This is a genomic window from Streptomyces corynorhini, assembly GCF_003346515.1.
Taxonomy (GTDB): Bacteria; Actinomycetota; Actinomycetes; order Streptomycetales; family Streptomycetaceae; genus Streptomyces; species Streptomyces corynorhini.
The window spans coordinates 1-19,209 of sequence record NZ_QQNA01000236.1; the positions used below are offsets into that span (position 1 = coordinate 1).

The 19,209-nt window shown below is 73.6% G+C and carries 15 protein-coding genes; 4 read left to right on the forward strand and 11 right to left on the reverse strand.

All coding sequences use genetic code 11. The features are described from left to right. From ettA to DVH02_RS26100, 3 genes are all read left to right on the forward strand, one after another. A partial coding sequence (ettA, locus tag DVH02_RS26090) for an energy-dependent translational throttle protein EttA (RefSeq protein ID WP_114626303.1) occupies positions 1-1,175 on the forward strand: 1,175 nt, incomplete at its 5' end. A gap of 5 nt (positions 1,176-1,180) precedes the next feature. Then, positions 1,181-1,612 carry an acyl-CoA thioesterase gene (locus DVH02_RS26095; protein WP_114626304.1) on the forward strand — a complete coding sequence of 144 codons (432 nt, stop codon included), beginning with the start codon at positions 1,181-1,183 and terminating at the stop codon, positions 1,610-1,612. Further along, on the forward strand, positions 1,609-2,352 hold the full coding sequence (locus DVH02_RS26100) for a hypothetical protein (protein ID WP_114626305.1): 744 nt from the start codon (positions 1,609-1,611) through the stop codon (positions 2,350-2,352). Before DVH02_RS26095 ends, DVH02_RS26100 begins: the two co-directional genes overlap by 4 nt. Positions 2,353-2,376: 24 nt before the next feature. Here the strand turns inward: DVH02_RS26100 and DVH02_RS26105 are convergent, their stop codons facing one another. Beyond that, on the reverse strand, positions 2,377-2,781 hold the full coding sequence (locus tag DVH02_RS26105; RefSeq protein ID WP_114626306.1) for a globin: 405 nt from the start codon (positions 2,779-2,781) through the stop codon (positions 2,377-2,379). A 370-nt stretch (positions 2,782-3,151) separates the two neighbouring features. Between DVH02_RS26105 and DVH02_RS26110 the strand changes: the two genes are divergently transcribed. Further along, positions 3,152-4,222, forward strand: a complete 1,071-nt coding sequence (locus DVH02_RS26110) for a methyltransferase domain-containing protein (protein WP_114626307.1) — start codon at positions 3,152-3,154, stop codon at positions 4,220-4,222. 78 nt (positions 4,223-4,300) lie between these two features. Here DVH02_RS26110 and DVH02_RS26115 read toward each other — a convergent pair whose 3' ends face one another. The 10 genes from DVH02_RS26115 to DVH02_RS26160 all read right to left on the reverse strand — a co-directional run bounded on the left by DVH02_RS26115 (position 4,301) and on the right by DVH02_RS26160 (position 19,141). Next, positions 4,301-5,545 carry an FHA domain-containing protein gene (locus DVH02_RS26115; protein ID WP_114626308.1) on the reverse strand — a complete coding sequence of 415 codons (1,245 nt, stop codon included), beginning with the start codon at positions 5,543-5,545 and terminating at the stop codon, positions 4,301-4,303. Between the two features lie 82 nt (positions 5,546-5,627). Further along, complete coding sequence (locus DVH02_RS26120) at positions 5,628-6,986, reverse strand: vWA domain-containing protein (RefSeq protein WP_114626309.1); 1,359 nt, start codon at positions 6,984-6,986, stop codon at positions 5,628-5,630. A gap of 76 nt (positions 6,987-7,062) precedes the next feature. Further along, positions 7,063-8,487, reverse strand: coding sequence for a PP2C family protein-serine/threonine phosphatase (locus DVH02_RS26125; RefSeq protein WP_114626310.1), 1,425 nt, complete (start codon positions 8,485-8,487; stop codon positions 7,063-7,065). Between the two features lie 3 nt (positions 8,488-8,490). After that, positions 8,491-11,391 (reverse strand): serine/threonine-protein kinase, encoded by a 2,901-nt coding sequence (locus DVH02_RS26130; protein WP_114626311.1) that lies wholly within the window; start codon positions 11,389-11,391, stop codon positions 8,491-8,493. Further along, complete coding sequence (locus DVH02_RS26135) at positions 11,388-12,710, reverse strand: hypothetical protein (protein ID WP_114626312.1); 1,323 nt, start codon at positions 12,708-12,710, stop codon at positions 11,388-11,390. The genes DVH02_RS26130 and DVH02_RS26135 overlap by 4 nt, the downstream gene beginning before the upstream one ends. Before the next feature lie 87 nt (positions 12,711-12,797). Next, on the reverse strand, positions 12,798-13,742 hold the full coding sequence (locus tag DVH02_RS26140; RefSeq protein ID WP_233518467.1) for a glutamate ABC transporter substrate-binding protein: 945 nt from the start codon (positions 13,740-13,742) through the stop codon (positions 12,798-12,800). Between the two features lie 86 nt (positions 13,743-13,828). Beyond that, entirely contained in the window at positions 13,829-15,253 is a 1,425-nt protein-coding gene (locus DVH02_RS26145; RefSeq protein WP_233518468.1) for a hypothetical protein, read from the reverse strand. 254 nt (positions 15,254-15,507) lie between these two features. Continuing rightward, positions 15,508-16,533, reverse strand: a complete 1,026-nt coding sequence (locus tag DVH02_RS26150) for an N-acetylglucosamine kinase (protein WP_233518469.1) — start codon at positions 16,531-16,533, stop codon at positions 15,508-15,510. A 32-nt stretch (positions 16,534-16,565) separates the two neighbouring features. Next, positions 16,566-17,831, reverse strand: a complete 1,266-nt coding sequence (locus DVH02_RS26155; RefSeq protein ID WP_114626314.1) for a 6-phospho-beta-glucosidase — start codon at positions 17,829-17,831, stop codon at positions 16,566-16,568. Positions 17,832-17,905: 74 nt separating this feature from the next. After that, positions 17,906-19,141: an ROK family transcriptional regulator gene (locus tag DVH02_RS26160; RefSeq protein ID WP_114626315.1), complete on the reverse strand. Its 1,236-nt coding sequence runs from the start codon at positions 19,139-19,141 to the stop codon at positions 17,906-17,908. Between the last annotated feature and the right edge of the window lie 68 nt (positions 19,142-19,209).

The window sequence follows — 19,209 nt, forward strand, 5'->3', positions numbered from 1 at the left end:
AGCGCCGCCGCGTGGCCCTGTGCAAGCTGCTCCTCGAAGCCCCCGACCTGCTCCTCCTCGACGAGCCCACCAACCACCTGGACGCCGAGTCCGTGCAGTGGCTGGAGCAGCACCTCGCCAAGTACCCCGGCACCGTCGTCGCCGTCACCCACGACCGGTACTTCCTCGACAACGTCGCGGGCTGGATCCTGGAGCTGGACCGCGGCCGCGCCATCGGTTACGAGGGCAACTACTCCACCTACCTGGAGAGCAAGCAGTCCCGCCTCAAGGTAGAGGGCCAGAAGGACGCCAAGCGCGCCAAGCGGCTCAAGGAAGAGCTGGAGTGGGTCCGCTCCAACGCGAAGGGGCGCCAGGCCAAGTCCAAGGCCAGGCTCGCCCGTTACGAGGAGATGGCCGCCGAGGCGGACAAGATGCGGAAGCTGGACTTCGAGGAGATCCAGATCCCGCCGGGCCCCCGGCTCGGCAGTGTCGTCGTCGAGGTGGAGCACCTGTCCAAGGCGTTCGGCGACAAGGTCCTCATCGACGACCTCTCGTTCTCCCTGCCGCGCAACGGCATCGTGGGCGTCATCGGCCCCAACGGCGCCGGCAAGACCACCCTGTTCAAGATGATCCAGGGCTTCGAGCAGCCGGACTCCGGCACCATCAAGGTCGGCGACACCGTCAAGATCAGCTACGTCGACCAGGGCCGCGGCAACATCGACCCGAAGAAGTCGCTGTGGGCCGTCGTCTCCGACGAGCTGGACTACATCAACGTCGGCAACGTCGAGATGCCCTCGCGCGCCTACGTCTCCGCGTTCGGCTTCAAGGGCCCGGACCAGCAGAAGCCCGCCGGGGTCCTCTCCGGTGGTGAGCGCAACCGCCTCAACCTGGCCCTGACCCTCAAGCAGGGCGGCAACCTGCTGCTCCTCGACGAGCCCACCAACGACCTCGACGTCGAGACCCTGTCGTCGCTGGAGAACGCGCTGCTGGAGTTCCCGGGCGCGGCCGTGGTCGTCTCCCACGACCGGTGGTTCCTCGACCGCGTCGCCACGCACATCCTGGCGTACGAGGGCGACTCCCGGTGGTTCTGGTTCGAGGGCAACTACGACTCGTACGAGAAGAACAAGGTCGAGCGGCTCGGCGCCGACGCCGCGCGCCCGCACCGCGCCACCTACAAGAAGCTCACGCGAGGCTGAGTCCGATGGCCCGTCACCTCTACAGCTGTCCGCTGCGCTGGTCGGACATGGACGCCTTCGGGCACGTCAACAACGCGGTCTTCATCAGCTACCTCGAAGAGGCCCGCATCGACTTCATGTTCCGGCTGGCTCCGGGGGACGGCTCGCCGTCCTTCTCCGGCGGCTCCGTCGTCGCCCGGCACGAGATCGACTACAAGCTCCCGCTGGTGCACCGGCACGAGCCGGTCGTCATCGAGTCCTGGGTGACGAAGATCAACGCGGCGTCGCTGACGATCGCGTACGAGATCAAGGACGGGGACCAGGTGTACGTCCGGGCCTCCACGGTCGTCGTCCCCTACGACCTGGCGGCGGCCAGGCCCCGGCGGATCACGGCCGAGGAGAAGTCCTACCTGCTGCATTACATGGACGACGACGAAAAGGGTGCGCTCGCGGCATGACGGCGTCCGTGCAGTCACTGGAGTTCGCCGACGCGAGGGAGGCCGCCGACCTCGGCGCCTTCCTCGCCCGGCTGATCCACTACGACCGCGCCGCGGCCGTCCGGCTCCAGGCGGGCGGCGGCACGGGGGCGCTCGCCGTATTCGGCCGGCCCGCGTCCTTCGAGGTGCTGGCCATCCGCACGGCCAGGCTCGCCTCGGTCGGGCAGCGGCCGCTGGACGTCACGGTCTCCGCCGGGGAACTCCTCGAATCCATCGACGAGCCGACGGGCACCGCCGTCGTACCCCGAGCGGTCACCGGCCCCCCGTGGGCCGGAGTGCTGCCCCCGCGCGGCGGCTGGCGCCGACGCGCCGGGCTGCCGGGCCAGGAGACGGTACGGGGCGCGCTGGCCGCTGCCGTCGCCGAGTTCCGGGCCCGCGACGAGCGGCTGACGCCGGAGACCAGGACCCGGGCCGAACGCGACCGGATCGGCCGCGAGATCTGGTCACGGACCCTGGGCGACACCGGCCTGCCGCTGCGCGCCGCGCACGCGGCTCAGTCGCTGGGCTTCCTGCGGCCGGTACGGGCGAGCGTGCCGGCCGGCGTCCGGATGCCGACCGGTGCCGCGCCGCTCGACGCCGCGCCGCCCGAGGAGCCGCTGGCGCTGCTGGAGAGCGGCGGCTGGCTGCGGCTGCGCACGCCGTACGGTTCGATCGCGGTCCGCGTCGCCGGGCTCGGCGGGCTCACCGTCACCCCGGCCTGAGCCGCCCCGCAGCCCTGGCGCGGGTCAGCCCGCGGTGTTGACCATGGAGGCCGCGGCGTAGGTGAGGTAGTTCCACAGCGTCGTCCGGTGCTCCTCGGACAGCTCCTCCTCGTCCACCGCCACCCGCATATGGCGCAGCCAGGCGTCGTGCGCGGCGCGGTCCACCTGGAACGGCGCGTGCCGCATCCGCAGCCGGGGATGCCCCCGGTGGTCGCTGTAGGTGCGCGGACCGCCCCAGTACTGCATCAGGAAGAGCGCGAAGCGCTCCTCGGCCGGCCCCAGATCGGCCTCCGGGTACATCGGCCGCAGCAGCGGGTCCTCCGCGACCCCCTGGTAGAAGCGGTGAACCAGGCGCCGGAAGGTCTCCTCGCCGCCGACCTGCTCGTAGAAGGTCTGCTCCTGAAGCGTGTCGCGCGGAATGTCATTCACCCGTCCATGGTCGCAGACGCACCGACGGAGGACTCCGGACCCAGGGGCTTTCGTTTGGATCAGGCCGGATGAGGGAGCGGGGTCCGGTGCCGTGGATCGCACGGCGGAGGAGGGAGCCCACGCGGAGCGGATGGGGTCTCCCCTGGTCGAGCGAAGCCGAGACCTTGGGGATGACCGACGACAACGCGGCGAGGCGCGGTGCCAGACCCCGCGAGCCCGGCCTGATCCACACGAAAGACCCTGGGCCCTGTCTTCACCGTCCCGCCCGCCCCGCGGAGCCTGGCACGCCCGCTCGCCACGTTGTCGGGATCACCCCAGCACCGGATGTCGTGTGGTCGCTTTCCGGGCGCCGACCCAGGAGAGTGGACACATGGGCGCACAACGGTACGAACCGTACGGTCCTGACGACCCGGCCGCCGCCGAGGCGCGCGCCGCGCTGGTCGCGGAGATCGCGGCGACCGGCGCGCTCGCCGATCCCGCCTGGCGGGCGGCGTTCGAGGAGGTGCCGCGCCATGTCTTCGTGCCGTACTACTTCGTCAGCCGCCCCGGCGGCTACGACCGGCTCTGGAGCGGTGACCCCGAGCCCGCGCGGCGGGCCCGCTGGCTGCGGGGCGCCTACGCGGACGGGCCGCTCGCGATCCGGGTGCGCGACGGCGAGCTGATCTCGTCCAGCAGCCAGCCCTCGCTGATGGCCACCATGCTGGCGGAACTGGACGTACGGGACGGTGACCGGGTCCTGGAGATCGGCGCGGGCAGCGGCTACAACGCGGCGCTGCTCTCCCACCGGCTGGGCGACGGGCAGGTCACCACCGTCGACCTGGACCCCGAGATCACCGAGTCCGCGCGCGCCCATCTCGCCACGGCCGGCTACCGGCCCGAGGTCGTCACCGGCGACGGCGCGCGCGGCTGCCCCCGGCGGGCGCCCTTCGACCGGATCGTCGCGACCTGCACCCTGCCGGCGGTGCCGGTGAGCTGGCTCGCGCAGTGCCGGCCGGGCGCCCGGATCCTGGCCCCGCTCGCCACCGGCCTGATCGCCCTGCGGGTCGGCGAGGGAGCCGGGGGAGGCGAGGGAGGCCGGGACGGCGGGGGAGGCCGGGACGGCGCCGGGGACACCCCGTGCGCGGAAGGGCGCTTCCTGCACACCGCCGCCTACTTCGTACCGCTGCGGGGTGTGCCCGAGGCCGACCCGGAGGCGCGGCGGCCCCTGGGCGGACGGCCGGGGCTGGCCAGCGGGAACGAACTCTTCCGCTTCCTGCTGACCCTCACCGCCGACCGCCTCGACCCGCACGAGGCGCTCGCCCTCTGGGAGCGCGAGCGCCGTCCTGACCGCGAGAGATTCGGCGTCACGGTCGTCGGCGACCGGCAGTGGGCCTGGCTGGACGACCCGACGGGACCGTACACCTGGCCGCTGCCCGGAGGCGGCCCCCCGGCCAGGGCCTAGGCGTTCTGTCCGGAGTCGACGCGTGTGCGGTCAGGGGCGGTGGGAACGGGGTGCGGCGCCGGTGAGGGCGGAAAGACCCTAGTCGCGCCGGATGGTGATCGTCGTCCAGGCACCGACGTGCACCCGGTCGCCGTCCGTGAGCGGGACGGGGACGTAGGGCTGTATCGGGTCCTCCGCGCCGTTCAGCGTGGTGCCGTTCGTGGAGTTCTGGTCGACCACCGACCAACTGCCGTCCGGCTGGTGGACCAGGACCGCGTGCTGGTGCGAGACGCCCGGGTCCTCCGGCGGTACGGACAGGTCGATGTCGGGGGACTCGCCGGTGGAGTGGCGGCGGCGGCCGATCGCGATCTGGCTGCCGGACAGCTGGAGACGCTGCTCGGGGGAGTACGCCGGGAGGTTCAGCCCGGTCGCCTCAGGGCCGCTGCGCTGCATCATCGCCATGAAGTAGTCACGGTCCGGTCCGATGACCGCCGTCCAGCTCGCCGGTGACGCCTGCGGCCGGTAGGGGCCCGGCGGCTCGGACTGCTGACCGCCCTGCGGCGGACCCGGGACCGAGCCCTGCTGGGAGCCCTGCGGCGACTGGTGCTGCTGGGACTGGTACGGCGGCGGCGCGGCCTGCGCCGAGCCGGGCGGCGGCAGCATCCAGTCGTCCTCGGCCGACCTGGGCCGCGCCGGGGCCAGCGGGGCCGGGGGCTGCGGGAACGCGGGCGGGGCCGGCGGACCGGCCTGCTGCTGGTACGGCGACGGAGGCGGCGGGCCCTGCTGGTGCGGACCCTGCCGGTGCGGGTCCTGACCGTACAGGTCCTGGCCGTGCGGTCCCCCGCGCGGATCCCGCTCGGCTGCCGGATCGGAAGCCAGCTGCTCCGCGGGCCGGTTCAGCTGGGAGGGGCGCGAACTCTGGTACTCGTACGGATCGGCCGGCCGGGGCGGCTGCTGCGCCTGGAACCCGGGCGGCAGATTCAGCCCGGGTACGGGGCCGGTCGGCCCGCCGGGCACGCCGCCGGGGCGCGCGCCGCCGGGCGTCGAGTGCTGCGGGGCCAGCGGGGTGTACGACGTCGCCGTGTTCGTCAGGAAGTTCCAGCGGCACTCCTCGCAGAACGGAGCCATCGACTCGCGCGGGGTGCGGCACTGCGGGCACAACTCCGCCTGGGCGGTGGCGTTCGGCCCGGCGCCGGGGCCCGGCGGGTAGCCGTAGCCGGGCGCGGGCGGCGGGGGAGGCGACGGTACGGCGCCCACGGGAGCGCCAGGACCGGCCATGCGATGGCCGCAGACCTCGCACCAGTCTTCGGAACCCGACTGGTGTCCGTTCGGGCAGGTCGGCATGTCGGCGCTTCCCCCTCTCCTCGTCCGGCCCGCAGGCCGTCGTACTTCGCTGTTCTTCGCTGCTGTTCCGGGCTCTCGGCGGCTACTTCTTGACGCGTACGGTCTTCGTCGACCGAGTCTCCAAGGTCATCTCGTCCGCATCCGCCACTTTCGCCTTCAGTCGCACAGTACCCGTCGCCGCGTCGACGACATCCACCACCTTCGAAAGCAATTTCGCGGTATCCGCGTTCCCCGAGGCGGCGGCGAGCTGCACGGCACGCCCCAGTTTCGCGGTCGCGCCGTCGAAATCACCCGACTTGCGGTCATTGAGACCCTGCTGAATGACCTGAGCCAGCTCGGCCTGGCCCGTGTAGTGCGCGACCTGCGGATTGATCGTGGTGGAGGCGGCCAGGTCCTCCGTCCACACGGCCCGCACCAGCCCCTGCGACAGCACCTCGGGCGGACCGTCCCCCGCCACCGGAAGGATCAGCGAGATCCGCGCCGCGAGCATCTCCCGGCCGATGCCCGCCTCGGGGACCCGCACACAGACGTGGTAGTCGCGGGACTCGTCGCCCCAGGAACCGGTCGGGTAGTCCCCGGCGCGCGGACCCGCCTCCGTACGGCGCTGCGTCAGCTCCTCGACCGTGGGCGCCACCTGTTTGACGAAGCCGATCTCCACCCCGACCGGCGTCCACATCCGCAGCGCCACATCCGCGACCTCCTTGCCCATCGCGTTCTCCATCATCCGGGTGAAGTCCTCGGCCAGGCCCGCCGGATCGGCCACGATGTCGGCGCTCCCGAGCAGCGCCGAGGCGATCGCGGTGACCTCCTTGACCTCCCAGTCCGTACCGACTCCCCGGGCGTCACAGGTGAACCGGCCCGCGCACGCGTCCAGCGCGGCCGTCAGATCCTCCGCCGACTCGTGCTCGTTACGGCCGTCGGTCAGCACGATGCCGTGCCGGATGGCGACATCGGCCGAGGCCAGCAGCCGGTCGGCCAGCCGCAGCCAGGTGCCGATGGCCGTACCGCCGCCCGCGCTCAGCCGGCGCAGCGCTTCCTTGGCCTCCGCCCTGGTCCGCCCGTCGGCGACCGCGAGCCCGCCGCGGCCCGGGTAGACCTCGCGGGCCACATGCGTACCGGCGACGATCGCGAAGGCCACGCCGTCGCGCAGGGTGTCGACGGCGGCGGCCGTGGCGTCACGCGCGTTGCGCATCTTCGTCGGCGGGTAGTCCATCGACCCCGAACAGTCGACCATGATCACCACAGCGGCGTTCCGGCCGCTGTCGGGGGCCGCGTTCCCGGCGGGGAGGGCTCCCGTCAGCGCCGCGCCGCCCGTGGTGCCGCCGCCCGTGGCGGTGACCGTCACGATCGCGTTGACCTCGCGCCCGCCCTCGGGCAGATACTCGTTCTGGTAGACGTCCACGGAGAATCGCGGCACGCTCGACTTCGAGAAGTTCGCCATCTGTATCGGCTCCTTGACGCTCCACACTGCGGAGACACGTAACGGGTTTTCGGCGGAACGGGGCCCCGGGCGCCGCTCACGGCGCGAGGCGGTCCAGTCCCGCCCTTCGCTGTTCGACGGCGAACGGCAGCACGGCCACCGTCACGTTGTCGTGGCCCCCACCGTCGAGCGCGTGCCCGACCAGGACCTGGGCCGCGTGCAGCGGGCGGTGCGCCGCGTCGGCGGGCAGGGCGCGCGCCATCTCGTCCACGCCCTCCGCGTAGTTCCACAGGCCGTCCGTGCAGACCACCACGACACCCGGCCGGTCCGGCTTGAACGACGCGGTGTGCGGCTCCAGCTCGTAGGCGTCGGCGCCGAGCCAGCCCGTGATGGCGTGCGCGCGCTCGTCCGCGTACGCCTCCGCCTCGTTCATCAGCCCCGTGGCCACCATCTGGGCGGCCCACGAGTCGTCCTCGGTGAGCCGGGCGGGCGGGCCCTCGCGGTCGTCCGGCACCCAGTACACCCTGCTGTCCCCGATCCAGCCGACGATCAGCAGCCCGTTCGCCACCACGGCGCTGACGATCGTGCAGGCCGGGGCGTTCTGGTGGCGGTGCGGGTCGGGCCCGGCGGGGCCGTGGCCCGCCGTGGCCAGCGCGTTGACCGACTCGGCGGCGGCGAGGATCGACTCGTGCATCGCCTGCTGCGGATGCGTACCGTGCTCCAGAGCGGCGAGCAGATACTCGTTGGCCGAGGCGGCGGCGGCGGCGGACGCCTCGTCCGGGCGCGTCGCCGACGAGACGCCGTCGCAGACCACGGCCACCACGGCGGGCGAGCCGTCCGGCAGCGCGGCCGTCGACACGGCGAACGCGTCCTCGTTGCGATGGTGGCGCAGCCCCCGGTCGCTCACGGCGGCCACCGCGCCCAGCTCCCGCTCGACGTGGTCGCGTTCGCGCGGCTGCGCGTGCCCGCAGTTCTCGCAGTAGCCGTCCGGGTCGACATGCCCGGCGCGGCAGGCCACGCAGAGCTTCGAGCCGACCGGGGGCGCCGCCAGGGGCGCGGCGGTACGGGGATCGGCCGCGGCGGGCGGGGCGGCCACCGGCGCGGGCAGCTCGAAGTCACCTGCGCGCGGCCCGATCCGGGTCCCGTCCGAGGCGTGCCCCGGCACCTCGTCCGGTAGCCGGGCGGAGACGGGCGCGCTCGCCGCGTCCTGCCCGGCGGTCGCCGGACGGAACGTCCCGGCGGCCGGTTCCGGCCGCTCCTGCCGTGGCCGCTCGGCGGGGAGCGGCTGCCGCGCCTGCTCCGGCTGCGGCGCCTGCTCCGGCTGCCGCGCCTGCTCCGGCTGCGGTGCCTGCTCCGGCTGTCGTGCCGGGCCGTTCATCACCAGGGTGGGATGGCCGCCCGGACACGGCGCGGCGGACGACAGGTCGTAGCCGCACACGCCGCAGAACAGATCGCCGGACTCCAGCGGCTCCGTGCAGCCGGGGCAGGTCGGCACCGCGGCCGACCCGTGGTTCTGGGACATCAATCACACCCACGTCCGAGGGCGGAAACGGTTGGCCCGCTCCACCAGTTCGATCCTCTCCTCGCCGCGCTGAGCGAGCCGGGCAAGCACCCGGTACGAGCGTTCCAGGCCGAGGCGCAGTCCGCGCTCGTCCAGTTCACTGCCGAGCAGTACGGCCTGCGCGGGCCGCACCCCGGGACTACCGGAGAGTACCCAGTCCAGCGCCGTGCCCAGCACCTCCGTCGACAGCTGTTCACGCCGTACCGCGTCCAGACCGAACTGGCGCAGCGCGGAGACCTGATGGGCCGCCGCCGTCAGATCGTCTATCAGCGTCGGCGTCGGAACGTCGCGCTGCCGCAGCCGCGCCCGGACGGCCGCGACCCGGGCCGCCGTGTAGTGGATCGACGCCTCCGGCACGGACTCCAGCGTGTGCACGGCACCGGCCCGGTCGCCCGCGGCCAGCTGCACCCGGGCCAGCCCGAACGCGGCGCTGACATAGCCCGGATCCGTCGTCCAGACCAGCCGGTAGTACTCGGCGGCGTTGTCCAGCTGGCCGAGCACCTCGGCGCAGACGCCCAGCGCCAGCTTCGGAGCCTGCTCACCGGGGAACGCGTCGTACACGGCGTCGAAGGAGACCGCCGCGATCTCGTGGTCGCCCGTCGCCAGCGAGGCGACACCCCGGTACCAGACCACCCGCCAGTCGTCGGCGCACCGCTCCTCCAGCGAGTGCAGCACCTCGGCTGCCGTGACCGGATCGCCCATCTCCAGCCGGGCGCGCAGCTCGCGCAGCCCCCGCTCCACCGAATCGGTGGGAGCGGACCCGAGCGCGGCGATCAGCTCGGCGGGCGCGGAGGCCATCAGCCCCGCCAGGAAACCGGCGTTCGGGTCGCTCGAATCCACCCGCGGTACGGGCAGGGCCAGCGAAGTCGTCCGCGCGTCGAGCGCCGCGAGCCGCAACCCGCCCCCCGCGCCCGCCCGCACACCGCCGTCGGGGGCCGGGCCGGCCGGCAGGCCCCCGGCGCGCGGCGCGGGCACACCGCCCGGCGCGGGCGGCCACACGGGCGCCGGGGGCAGGCCCGCCGGATCGAGACCGCCCGCGCCCGGCACCCCGGGCCGCGCCCCCGGCGCCGGAAGCGCCGGAGCGCCCGCGACCGCGCCCGGAAGAGCGCCCGTGCCCGGAAGAGCGCCTGCGCCCGGAAGAGCGCCTGCGCCCGGAAGAGCGCCCGTGCCCGCCCCGGCTCCGGGGAGCGCGCCCCGCGCCTGCCCCGCGCCGGTCCGCTTCGTCCACCGGCCAGGACCGGAGACGGCGGGTCTCGCCCGCGCGCCCAGCCGCGACACGTCCTGCGTCAGCTCCGCGAACAGCTCGGTGTCCGTGACCCGCAGCTCGGGACCGAACAGCGTCGACAGCGCGGGACGCGGACGCCCCGACTGGAGCGCCACGACCTCCCGCAACACCCCCATCAGCTGCTCCGCCATCTCCTGCGCCGAGGAGAAGCGCCGGGCCGGATCGGGGTCCGTCGCCCGCACCAGCAGCCGGTAGAACGACTCGTACCGGTGGAAGACCTCGATATTGGCCGGGTCGGGCAGCGAGTCGACGTACACGTTCGTGTAGCCCTGGAAGTCGAAGGTCAGCACCGCCAGCGTGCGCGCGACCGTGTACAGGTCAGAGGCGACCGAGGGGCCGACCTCGGCCACCTCCGGCGCCTGGTAGCCGACGGTCCCGTAGATCGCCGCCTCGTCGTCGTCCATCCGGCAGACCGCGCCCATGTCTATGAGCTTGAGCTGATTCTCCGTCTGGATGGCGTTGTCGACCTTGAAGTCGCAGTACACCAGGTTTCTGCTGTGCAGATGGCCGAGCGCCTCCAGCGCCTCGATCCCGTACGCGCACGCCTGCTCCACCGGCAGCGGGTCGCGTCGGCCCGAGGGGGTGCGCCGCTCGTTGGCGATCTCCTTGAGCGACTTGCCGCCGATGTACTCCATGACGATGTAGCCGTCCATGGAGCCGGTCCGCTGGTCCAGGTGTTCCACGAAGTTGTAGATACGGACGATGTTGGAGTGCTCGATCTCCGCGAGGAAGCGCCGCTCGGAGATCGCCGCCGCCATCGCGTCCTGGTCACCGGTGTCCAGCAGCCCCTTGAGGACCACCCAGCGGTCCGAGACCGCGCGGTCCACGGCGAGATAGATCCAGCCGAGCCCGCCGTGGGCCAGACACCCCATCACCTCGTACTGCCCGTGCACGATGTCGCCCTCGCGCAGCTTCGGCACGAACGAGTACGGGTGCCCGCACTTCGTGCAGAACCCCTCCGTACGGCCGCGCCGCTCCCCGCGCGCCCGGCCCACCGGTGCCCCGCAGTCGGAGCGCGAGCAGTACCGCTTGCGCTCGGGCACCTCCGGGTCGGCCATGACGGCCGCCCGCGGATCAGGACGCGGCACGTCCGGTACGGTCACCAGCCCCGCGCCCAGCCGGTTGCGCCCCGAAGAACCGGTGGAGGCACCGGAGCTGCGCACCGACACCGACCGGGACGACAGCTCCCCCGGCCGGGTGCGCGAGAGCCGTCCCGAGACCGAGCGCCGGGAGGTGGAGGAGCGGGAGGAGGACCGCGAGGACGCGCGGGAGGAGGACCGCGAGGAGTCACCGCTGCCCGAACGGCCGTCCGGGACCCTGCCCGAGCCGCTGCCCGAACGGCCGTCCGAACGGCCGTCCGAGCCGCCGCCCGCGCCCGCCGGGCGACCGGAACCGCCGCTCCGGTCGGCCCCGCCCGCGGTCATGCCGGTGGGCGGCGAGGACAGCGTCCCGTCGGGCGCCACGACCGGAGCCAGACCGCAGGTGTCGCAGTACAGCTCACCGCCGCCCATGTCCTCGTACGAGCCCTCGCAGCCGGGGCGCTGACATGTGCCCGTGGTGGTGCCCGTGCCGTCGCTCATCCGTCCCCCCGTTCCCTCTCTGTTCTCTGTGCCGTGCCCAGCGCCTCGGCCGCCGCCCGCTGGTAGCGCAGCACCGCCTGTTCGGCGACGCGCAGATCGCAGGGCGCGCTCCACAGCATCCGGCGTGCCACGTCGTACCGCTCGATCAGCAGCGGATCCTCGGCCATCCCGTGCCGGGCGACCTTCGCCTTGTACGCGTCGAGCCGGCCGCGCAGCTCCGCGCGGACCGCGAGCGGCGCCGTCACGGCCGTCAAGGACTCCCGCGCCCGCAGCAGTTCGTCCTCCGCGTCGCGCTCCAGCGACTCCAGCAGCGGCGAGAGCCGGCTCCACTGGGCGTGCCTGCGGTACCCGGCGGCGGTCGAGAGCCGTTCCTGGAGCACGGTCGGCGGACCGCTGACGGCGGGCACCTCGGAGGCCGCGATCTTCGCCAGCACCTCGCCGCGCGCCGACCTGGCCTCGGTGAGGGTACGGTCCGCGCGGGACAGGACGTCCCGCAGCCGCATCAGCCGCTCCTCCGAGTCCTGGCGCACCCGCAGCACCGCCTCGATCTCCCGCCGCACGTCCTCCAGGGCACGCGCCGCCCGGTCGTAGCGCTCGGTGTCGGGCCGGCCGCCGCCCGGGGCCGAACTCCCCGAGGCCGGGCGCCAGAAAGCCAGTGGATCGGAGACCACCTGCGCGCGCAGCGTGGTCAGCTCGTGGGTGATCGACTCCAGGTCGTCGCCCGCCGGATGCTCCCCGGGCCGCACGCCCACCGAGTTCGCCAGCGAGAGGGTGCGCCGCAGCTCCGCCGAGAGCAGGTCGATCCTGGCGGGCAGCGCGGACCACACGGAGTCCGCGGTGACCACCATGTCCAGCGAGGACGCGTACAGCTCGTTCATCCTGGCGACGAGTTCGGCGAGGGTGACGTGCTCGGAGAGTTTCGCCGGGGCGCCGAGAGCCGCGGGCCCCGCGCCGCCGGCCACCGTCACGCCGCGCCCGCGCAGGGTCTCCGTCAGCTCCGCGAGATCGTCCCGGTTCGGCCAGCGCCGTCTGGCCCGGGTCTGCCTGGCGCCGGCCAGCGCCGCCGTGTACCCGTCGAAGTAGGTCCACAGCAGGGCGATCGAGCCCTCGGCGGTGGCCCAGCGGTCCTTGGTGACACCGGTCAGCTCGGCGCCTTCGAGGAGTCTGCGGCCCGCGTGGTCCTGAAGGGCGAGCAGCGAGGTCTCGATCGCCTCGTGCTCCGCTTCGAGGCGCGCCAGAGCCCGGTCCACCTCGTCCCGGTCCATCACCGGTCCCGGTGGCCTCCCCGTCGAGTCGGGGAAAGAGCCCGTGCCGCCCATCGATCACCTCTCCGCTTCTCGTGTCGGCCCGCCCGGTCGGGCCGTCGGGGTCCACCGGTCACCGGGGCCGCCCGGCCGCCCGGCCGATCAGCCGGCCTTCGGCGGTCCTGTGAGGCCGGGCAGCCCCTTCGCCAGCCACTTCCTGTACGACTGCGTCCAGCGGCTGTTGTCGCCGCCCGCGCTGTAGTCCCGCAGCACCTTGTTCACCCGGGCGATCAGATCCGTGTTGTCCTTCATGGCCGCGACGCCGTAGTACTCCTTCGGCAGCTGGGCCCCGGCCCGCTCGATCGCCGGGTCCTGCGCCATGAGCCCGGCCGCCAGCGAGTTGTCCGTCATTATCGCGTCGGCCATGCCCAACTGGAGCCTGACCAGGCAGTCCAGTTGGTTGGGGACCAGCACCCGCTGGGCGCCGTAGCTCTCCGTCTTCAGTTTGGCGTCCGCGCTCGACCCCGTCGCCGAGCAGACCCGCTTGTCCTTCAGGGACCTGTCGTACCCCGTGATGGCGGAGCCCTTCGGGGCGAGCACTTGCAGACCGGTCTCGAAGTAGGCGTCGGAGAAGAGGACTTGCTTCTTCCGCTCGCAGCTGATCGACATCGTCCGGACGACCAGGTCGACCGAGCCGTCCTTCCCCTCCCGCCCGTTGAGCGCGTCGACCCGCTGGCCCGTGGTGACCGCGCGGTAGGTGACGGCGTCCGGGTCGCCGAATATCTCCTCGGCGATGGCGCGGACGAGGTCGATGTCGAAGCCTTCCAGCTCCTTGGTGAGCGGATTGCGGTAGCCCCACCCGTAGCTGTTCTGGTCGATGCCGACCACCAGCTTGGGCACCTTCCGCGCCTTGATCGTCTTTATGGCGTTGCCGTCCGCGCTCGACGGCCGCACCGCGCTCTCCAACAGATCGCAGTCCTCGGCCACCACGGGCACGGCGGTGGAGATCCGCTGCTGGGCGAAGTCCGCCGCGTCCTGTCCCACGGAGCGGGACAGCGGGAGCAGCGTCAGCGATCCGGTCAGCACACAGGCGACCACCATCGCCATGACCCCGCCCCAGCCGCGGAACCCGCCGTTCCGGCGGAGCCCGCGGAGACGGCGGAGACTGTCCCTGGTTGTCATCACTCCCCCTCTCACCGGTACTCCGAAAGCCTGCGGCCGATCCCCAGGACCGCCCCGGCCGCCGCCACCAGCGCCAGCACACCGGCCCCGACCGCCAGACCGCTCAGCCGGCTCTGCCCGGCCGCGGCGAACCGCTCGAAGTCCCGCTGCTTCTCGTCGAGCGACGTCTCCAGCGCCTTCTCCACCTGTCCGAAGGAATGGCCCGTCGACTCCTTGCCGTCGATGACCTTCGTCACCGCCGCCCGGTAGTCCCCGGCCGTGTCCGACGCGCGAGCCTCCTTGTGGCGGCTCTGCCACTGCGCGTACGCGGCGCGCGCCTTGCCCACCTGCTCGCCGACGGGGCCGCCGTCGGCGAGCTTCTCCGCGCGGGCGAGCGCACGGTCCAGCTCGCCCATGGCCGTCTGGTAGTCCTTCTCGTACTTGTCCTCGTCCACGCCGGTCCTGCTGTCCTTCTCGATGACGGCGCCCAGGGAGACCATCGTGAGGTTCTCATTGGCCCGCGCCTTGAGGGACTCGATCCGCGCGTCGTTCAGCTCCTTCAGCGACGCCTGCCCCCGCTCCTGCGCGCTGTTGAGGTTGTCCCGGGCGAGGGACTGGCCGACCCCCAGCCACACCAGCAGGACCAGCGAGGCCGCCGTGGCGCACACCAGCCCCAGGTTGAACACCCGGTTCGTCCGCCGGTGGTCGCGCCGCTGCGCCCAGCAGAGGACCCCGAGCGCCAGCACGGCGAGCGCGGTCGACGCGTACGGCCAGCGCCGCGCCCTTTCGTTGTCCGCGGCGAGCCTGCCCGTCTCCGTGTCGTACAGCGTCTTGGCCTCGGGCAGCAGATCCTCGGTCATCCGCTCGTTCGCGTACCGCAGATAGGCGGCGCCCAGCGGCAGGCCCTGCCGGTTGTAGGAACGCGCCTGCTCGATGAGGCCCGTGTACACCGGAAGCCCCTCGTTGAGCTTCTTGATCGCCTCGTCCGAGGCGCCGGTGCTGTCCGTGTGGCTGGCCGCGTCGATCAGCAGCCTCGACGCCGCCTTGATGTCCTCGTCGTAGTCGTCCCTGAGCTTCACCGGCTCCGGCGCGCCCGACAGGAAGGCGCTCGCCGCCGCCGTGTCGGCGTCGGCCAGCGAGCTGTAGATACCGGCCGCGTCCGCGCTCAGCTGCTGACTGCGGTGGACCACGTCATGGGCGGCGGAGTACCGGTCGGAGACCTCCCACGCCGTCACCGCGCCGAACGCCACGACCAGCAGGGCCAGGGCCGCGCCGATGATCCGCAGCCTGCCCGGCTCCGTCGCCGCGGCCGCGCGCAGCCGCTCCGTGCCCTCCACCCAGGCCGCGGCCCGCGTCGGCGGCTCCTCCGGGGAGGGCCCGGCGGCCGGGGACGACCGGGCGGGCGCGCGGCCCGGCGCCGCCGGCGGCGCGGTGCGCACATTCGACGGGTATGTCACGTGGCCTCCCCCTCGGTCATCTGACGACGGCCCGCCTCCTGCGGGTCGGGGGAAAACTCCCGGGCAGCAGTATGACCGCAAGGGCCGCCCACCACATCAGGCTTGACGGGATCTTGTACGTATCGCACCCGGCAGGCCCGCCCCGCTCTCCCTCTCCCCTGAATACGCCGGGGCCCCATGATCGGTTCCCCCCGGGAGGAGTTCTCACGCGCAGGAATGAACTTCCCCCTCCACAGCCCTGGTTACCCCCTGAGTCACGCGTAATGCGCGGCCAGCCGGGTATAGGCACGCGCGTTCGCCCCTGCCTGGTCCAGACCCAGCAGACCCGCGCCCAGCACCGGCGGCGCCGTCACCACCCCGACGACCGCCTTCGGCGCGCGGGCCGCCATCAGCACGCGGATCCGCCCGTCCAGCCGGGGATGGCGGGCCGCCAGCACGCTGCCGCCCAGCACCACAGGCGTCTCCTCTCCGAGCAGCCCCAGCCTCTCCAGCGCGACCGTCGCCAGCAGGACGACCTCCTCGGCCAGCCGGTCGACCACCGAGGCGGCCACCGCGTCGCCCGCCGTACAGGTCTCGAACAGCACCGGCGTCAGCTCGTACCGGCCCGCGAACGGGATCCGGCCCAGGTGCAGCGCCTCGATCAGCTCGTCCATCGAACCCAGCCCGAAGTGGCCCGGCAGCGTCCGCGCCAGCTCCGTCGGCTCGCCCCGGCCGTCCTCGGCCCGCGCCGCCAGCCACAGCGCCTCCTCCGAGAGACCCGAACCGCCGCCCCAGTCACCGGAGAGCCGCCCGACGGCCGGGAAGCGCGCGGTACGGCCGTCCGGCAGCAGCCCCGCGCAGTTGATGCCCGCACCGCAGACCACCGCCACGCCCCGGGGCGGCGCGCCGCCCGGCAGTCCGGCCCGCAGCACGGCGAAGGTGTCGTTGCGCACCCGCGTGGTACGGCCCCACCCCCGCTCCCGTACCGCCCGCGCCAACTCCCGCTCCTCGACCGGCAGATCCGCGTTGGCCAGACACGCGGACACCTGATCGGCCAGGTCCCGCACCGGCAGCCCGGCCGCCGAAGCCGCCTCCGTCACCGCCCGCTCCAGCGTGTCGAGCGCCGGGCCGATCCCCACCTTCGGCGGCTGGAAGCCGCCGCCGCGCGCCGCGCCGAGCACCGACCCGTCGGCGCCGATCACGGCCACGTCGGTCTTGCTGTTCCCCGCGTCGACGGCCAGCACGCTCCCGCGCCCGGCCGCCGGCTCCTCGCCCGCGCCACCGGCCGGGCCGCCCCGCACGCCTGCTCCGTCCACTCCGTCCACCCGCCCGCTCACGCCCACGCCAGGTGCTCCCTGTTGTGCGCGATCAGCTTGTCGGTGAGCGCCTCCGCGCTCTCGAACTGGCCGATCAGGGGATGCGCCAGCAGAGCCGCGAAGACCCGGTCCCTGCCCCCGCGCAGCGCCGCCTCCAGCGCGAGATCCTCGTACGCCGTGACCTGCGCGACCAGCCCCGCGTACAGCGGCTCCAGCGCCGGCACCGCCAGCGGCACCGCGCCCGAGGTGTCCACCCGGGCCTGCACCTCGATGACCGCGTCGTCCGCGAGGAACGGCAGCGTGCCGTTGTTGTACGTGTTCACCACCTGGTACGGGCTGCCGCCACCGCGCAGCAGCGCCGCCGCCAGATCGACCGCCGCCTCCGAGTAGAACGCGCCGCCGCGCCGCGCCAGCAGCTCCGGCTTCTCGTCCAGCGCGGGATCGCCGTACATCTCCAGCAGCCGCTTCTCCATCTCGGCCACCTCGGCGGCGCGGGACGGCTTGGTCGCCAGCTCCCGTACCACCTCGTCGTGCGTGTAGAAGTAGCGCAGATAGTACGAGGGCACCACCCCGAGCCGGTCGAGCAGCGCGCGCGGCAGCCGCAGATCCGCCGCGATCGCCTCGGCGTGCCCGGCCAGCAGTCCGGGCAGCGCGTCGGGCCCTTCGGGGCCGCCGAGCCGCACGCCCCGCTCCCAGGTCAGATGGTTCAGCCCGACGTGCTCCAGATGCACCTCGGCGGGCGCGACGTCCAGCAGCCGCGCGAACTTCCGCTGGAAGCCGATCGCGACGTTGCACAGCCCGATCGCCCGGTGCCCGGCCCCGAGCAGCGCCCGGGTCACGATCCCCACCGGGTTGGTGAAGTCGATGATCCAGGCGTCCGGACTGGCGCGCCTGATCCGCTCCGCGATGTCCAGCACCACCGGCACCGTGCGCAGCGCCTTGGCGAGCCCGCCCGCACCGGTCGTCTCCTGGCCGACGCAGCCGCACTCCAGCGGCCAGGTCTCGTCCCTGAGCCTGGCGGCCTGCCCGCCGACGCGCAGCTGGAGCAGGACCGCGTCGGCGCCCGCGACACCCGCGTCCAGGTCGGAGGTGGTGGTGATACGGCCGGGGTGGCCCTGTCTGGCGAAGATCCGCCGCGCCAGCCCGCCGACCAGGTCGAGCCGGTCGGCCGCCGGGTCGATCAGGACGAGTTCCCCGATCGGCAGGGTGTCCCGCAACCGGGCGAATCCGTCGATCAGTTCGGGTGTGTAGGTGGATCCTCCGCCCACCACGGCGAGCTTCATGGTCGTGGCCCTTCCCTCTGGTCACTCTGGTCGGTGTCGTACGGCGTCGTGTCCTGCGGCGTCGTGTCCTGCGGTCAGTGGGAGGTGTCGAACACCTCGTCGCGCGTGGTCGCGAGGGCGCTCTCCAGCGCGCCCCGCAGGACCGGACGGCGCTGGACCTCGCCGAGGACGAGCCGGGGCCGGGACGCGGCCAGCTCGGCCAGTTCCCGTTCGACGAGGGCGCGCAGCGGCTCGCCGCCCGCGCCGGTCACCGCGCCCGCGAGGACGACCAGTTCGGGGTCGAGCACCGCCGTGACGGCGGCGAGACCGGTGGCGATGCGCTGGGCGTACAGCCGCAGCAGCTCGGCCAGCCGGCCGCTCTGGGCGCGCCCTTGGCCCACGCATCCGTGGTCCGAGCGCCCGTGGTCCGCGTATCCGTGGTCCGCGGATCCGGGCGCGTCCGTGGTGTGCACGGCCGCCGCGCGCGCCAGCAGCCGGGCCGCGACCTCGACGTACGGCTGTTCCGGCCGCTGCTCCGGGATGTCGATGCCCAGGGCGCGGGCGAGCCTCGGCACGGCCTGGGCGCCCGCCAGTTCCTGGAAGCCGCCGCTGTTCACCTTGGCGGCCCGGCGCACCAGCGGCGTGCCGGGGACCGGCAGGAAGCCGACCTCGCCCGCGCCGCCGGTGAAGCCCCGGTACAGCTGTCCGCCGATGAACAGGGCCGCGCCGAGGCCGTGTTCGTTCCAGAGCAGGACGAAGTCCCGCTTCCCGCGCGCCGCTCCGAGCTGTCGCTCGGCGACGGCCGCGAGGTTGACGTCGTTCTCGTACTCGACGGCCATCGGCAGCGCCGCCGCCAGCTCGGCCCGCAGCGTGCCGGAGTGCCAGCCGGGCAGATGGGCCGCGTACCGCAGCCGCCCGGTGGCCGGATCGAACGCGCCGGGCGTGCCGATCACCACCCGGCGCAGCTCGGCGGGGGCCAGTCCGGCGGCCCGTACGGCGCCGTACAGCGCCCGCTCCACCTGCCGCGCGGTGCTCTCGGCCGCACCCTCCGGTGTGGCCAGCTCGTACTCCCCGACGACCGTGCCGGTGATGTCGGCGACGGCGGCGAGGATCCGCCCCGGGATCACGTCGAGCCCGGCGGCGTACGCNNGCCGCGCCCCCGGGCCCGGCCCGCCCTCGCTGGTGCCGGTGGCGACGACGAGTCCGGCGGTTTCGAGCCGTGAGAGCAGCTGCGAGACGGTGGGCTTCGACAGGCCGGTCAGCTGCCGCGTACGCGTCCGGGAGAGCGGCCCGTGGGCCAGGAGCAGATCCAGTACGGCGCGGTCGTTCATCGCCCGCAGGACGCGCGGTGTCCCCGGCGACGGAGCGCGCGGGGGAGAGGGAGACCCCGGGGCGGGCG

What these genes read in the sequence shown, in the direction of transcription:
- DVH02_RS26095 (WP_114626304.1), top strand. Translation starts at nt 1,181, where the DNA reads ATGGCCCGTCACCTCTACAGCTGTCCGCTGCGCTGGTCGGACATGGAC.
- DVH02_RS26100 (WP_114626305.1), top strand. Translation starts at nt 1,609, where the DNA reads ATGACGGCGTCCGTGCAGTCACTGGAGTTCGCCGACGCGAGGGAGGCC.
- DVH02_RS26110 (WP_114626307.1), top strand. Translation starts at nt 3,152, where the DNA reads ATGGGCGCACAACGGTACGAACCGTACGGTCCTGACGACCCGGCCGCC.
- DVH02_RS26115 (WP_114626308.1), bottom strand. Translation starts at nt 5,545, where the DNA reads ATGCCGACCTGCCCGAACGGACACCAGTCGGGTTCCGAAGACTGGTGC.
- DVH02_RS26120 (WP_114626309.1), bottom strand. Translation starts at nt 6,986, where the DNA reads ATGGCGAACTTCTCGAAGTCGAGCGTGCCGCGATTCTCCGTGGACGTC.
- DVH02_RS26125 (WP_114626310.1), bottom strand. Translation starts at nt 8,487, where the DNA reads ATGTCCCAGAACCACGGGTCGGCCGCGGTGCCGACCTGCCCCGGCTGC.
- DVH02_RS26130 (WP_114626311.1), bottom strand. Translation starts at nt 11,391, where the DNA reads ATGAGCGACGGCACGGGCACCACCACGGGCACATGTCAGCGCCCCGGC.
- DVH02_RS26135 (WP_114626312.1), bottom strand. Translation starts at nt 12,710, where the DNA reads ATGGGCGGCACGGGCTCTTTCCCCGACTCGACGGGGAGGCCACCGGGA.
- DVH02_RS26140 (WP_233518467.1), bottom strand. Translation starts at nt 13,742, where the DNA reads ATGGCGATGGTGGTCGCCTGTGTGCTGACCGGATCGCTGACGCTGCTC.
- DVH02_RS26155 (WP_114626314.1), bottom strand. Translation starts at nt 17,831, where the DNA reads ATGAAGCTCGCCGTGGTGGGCGGAGGATCCACCTACACACCCGAACTG.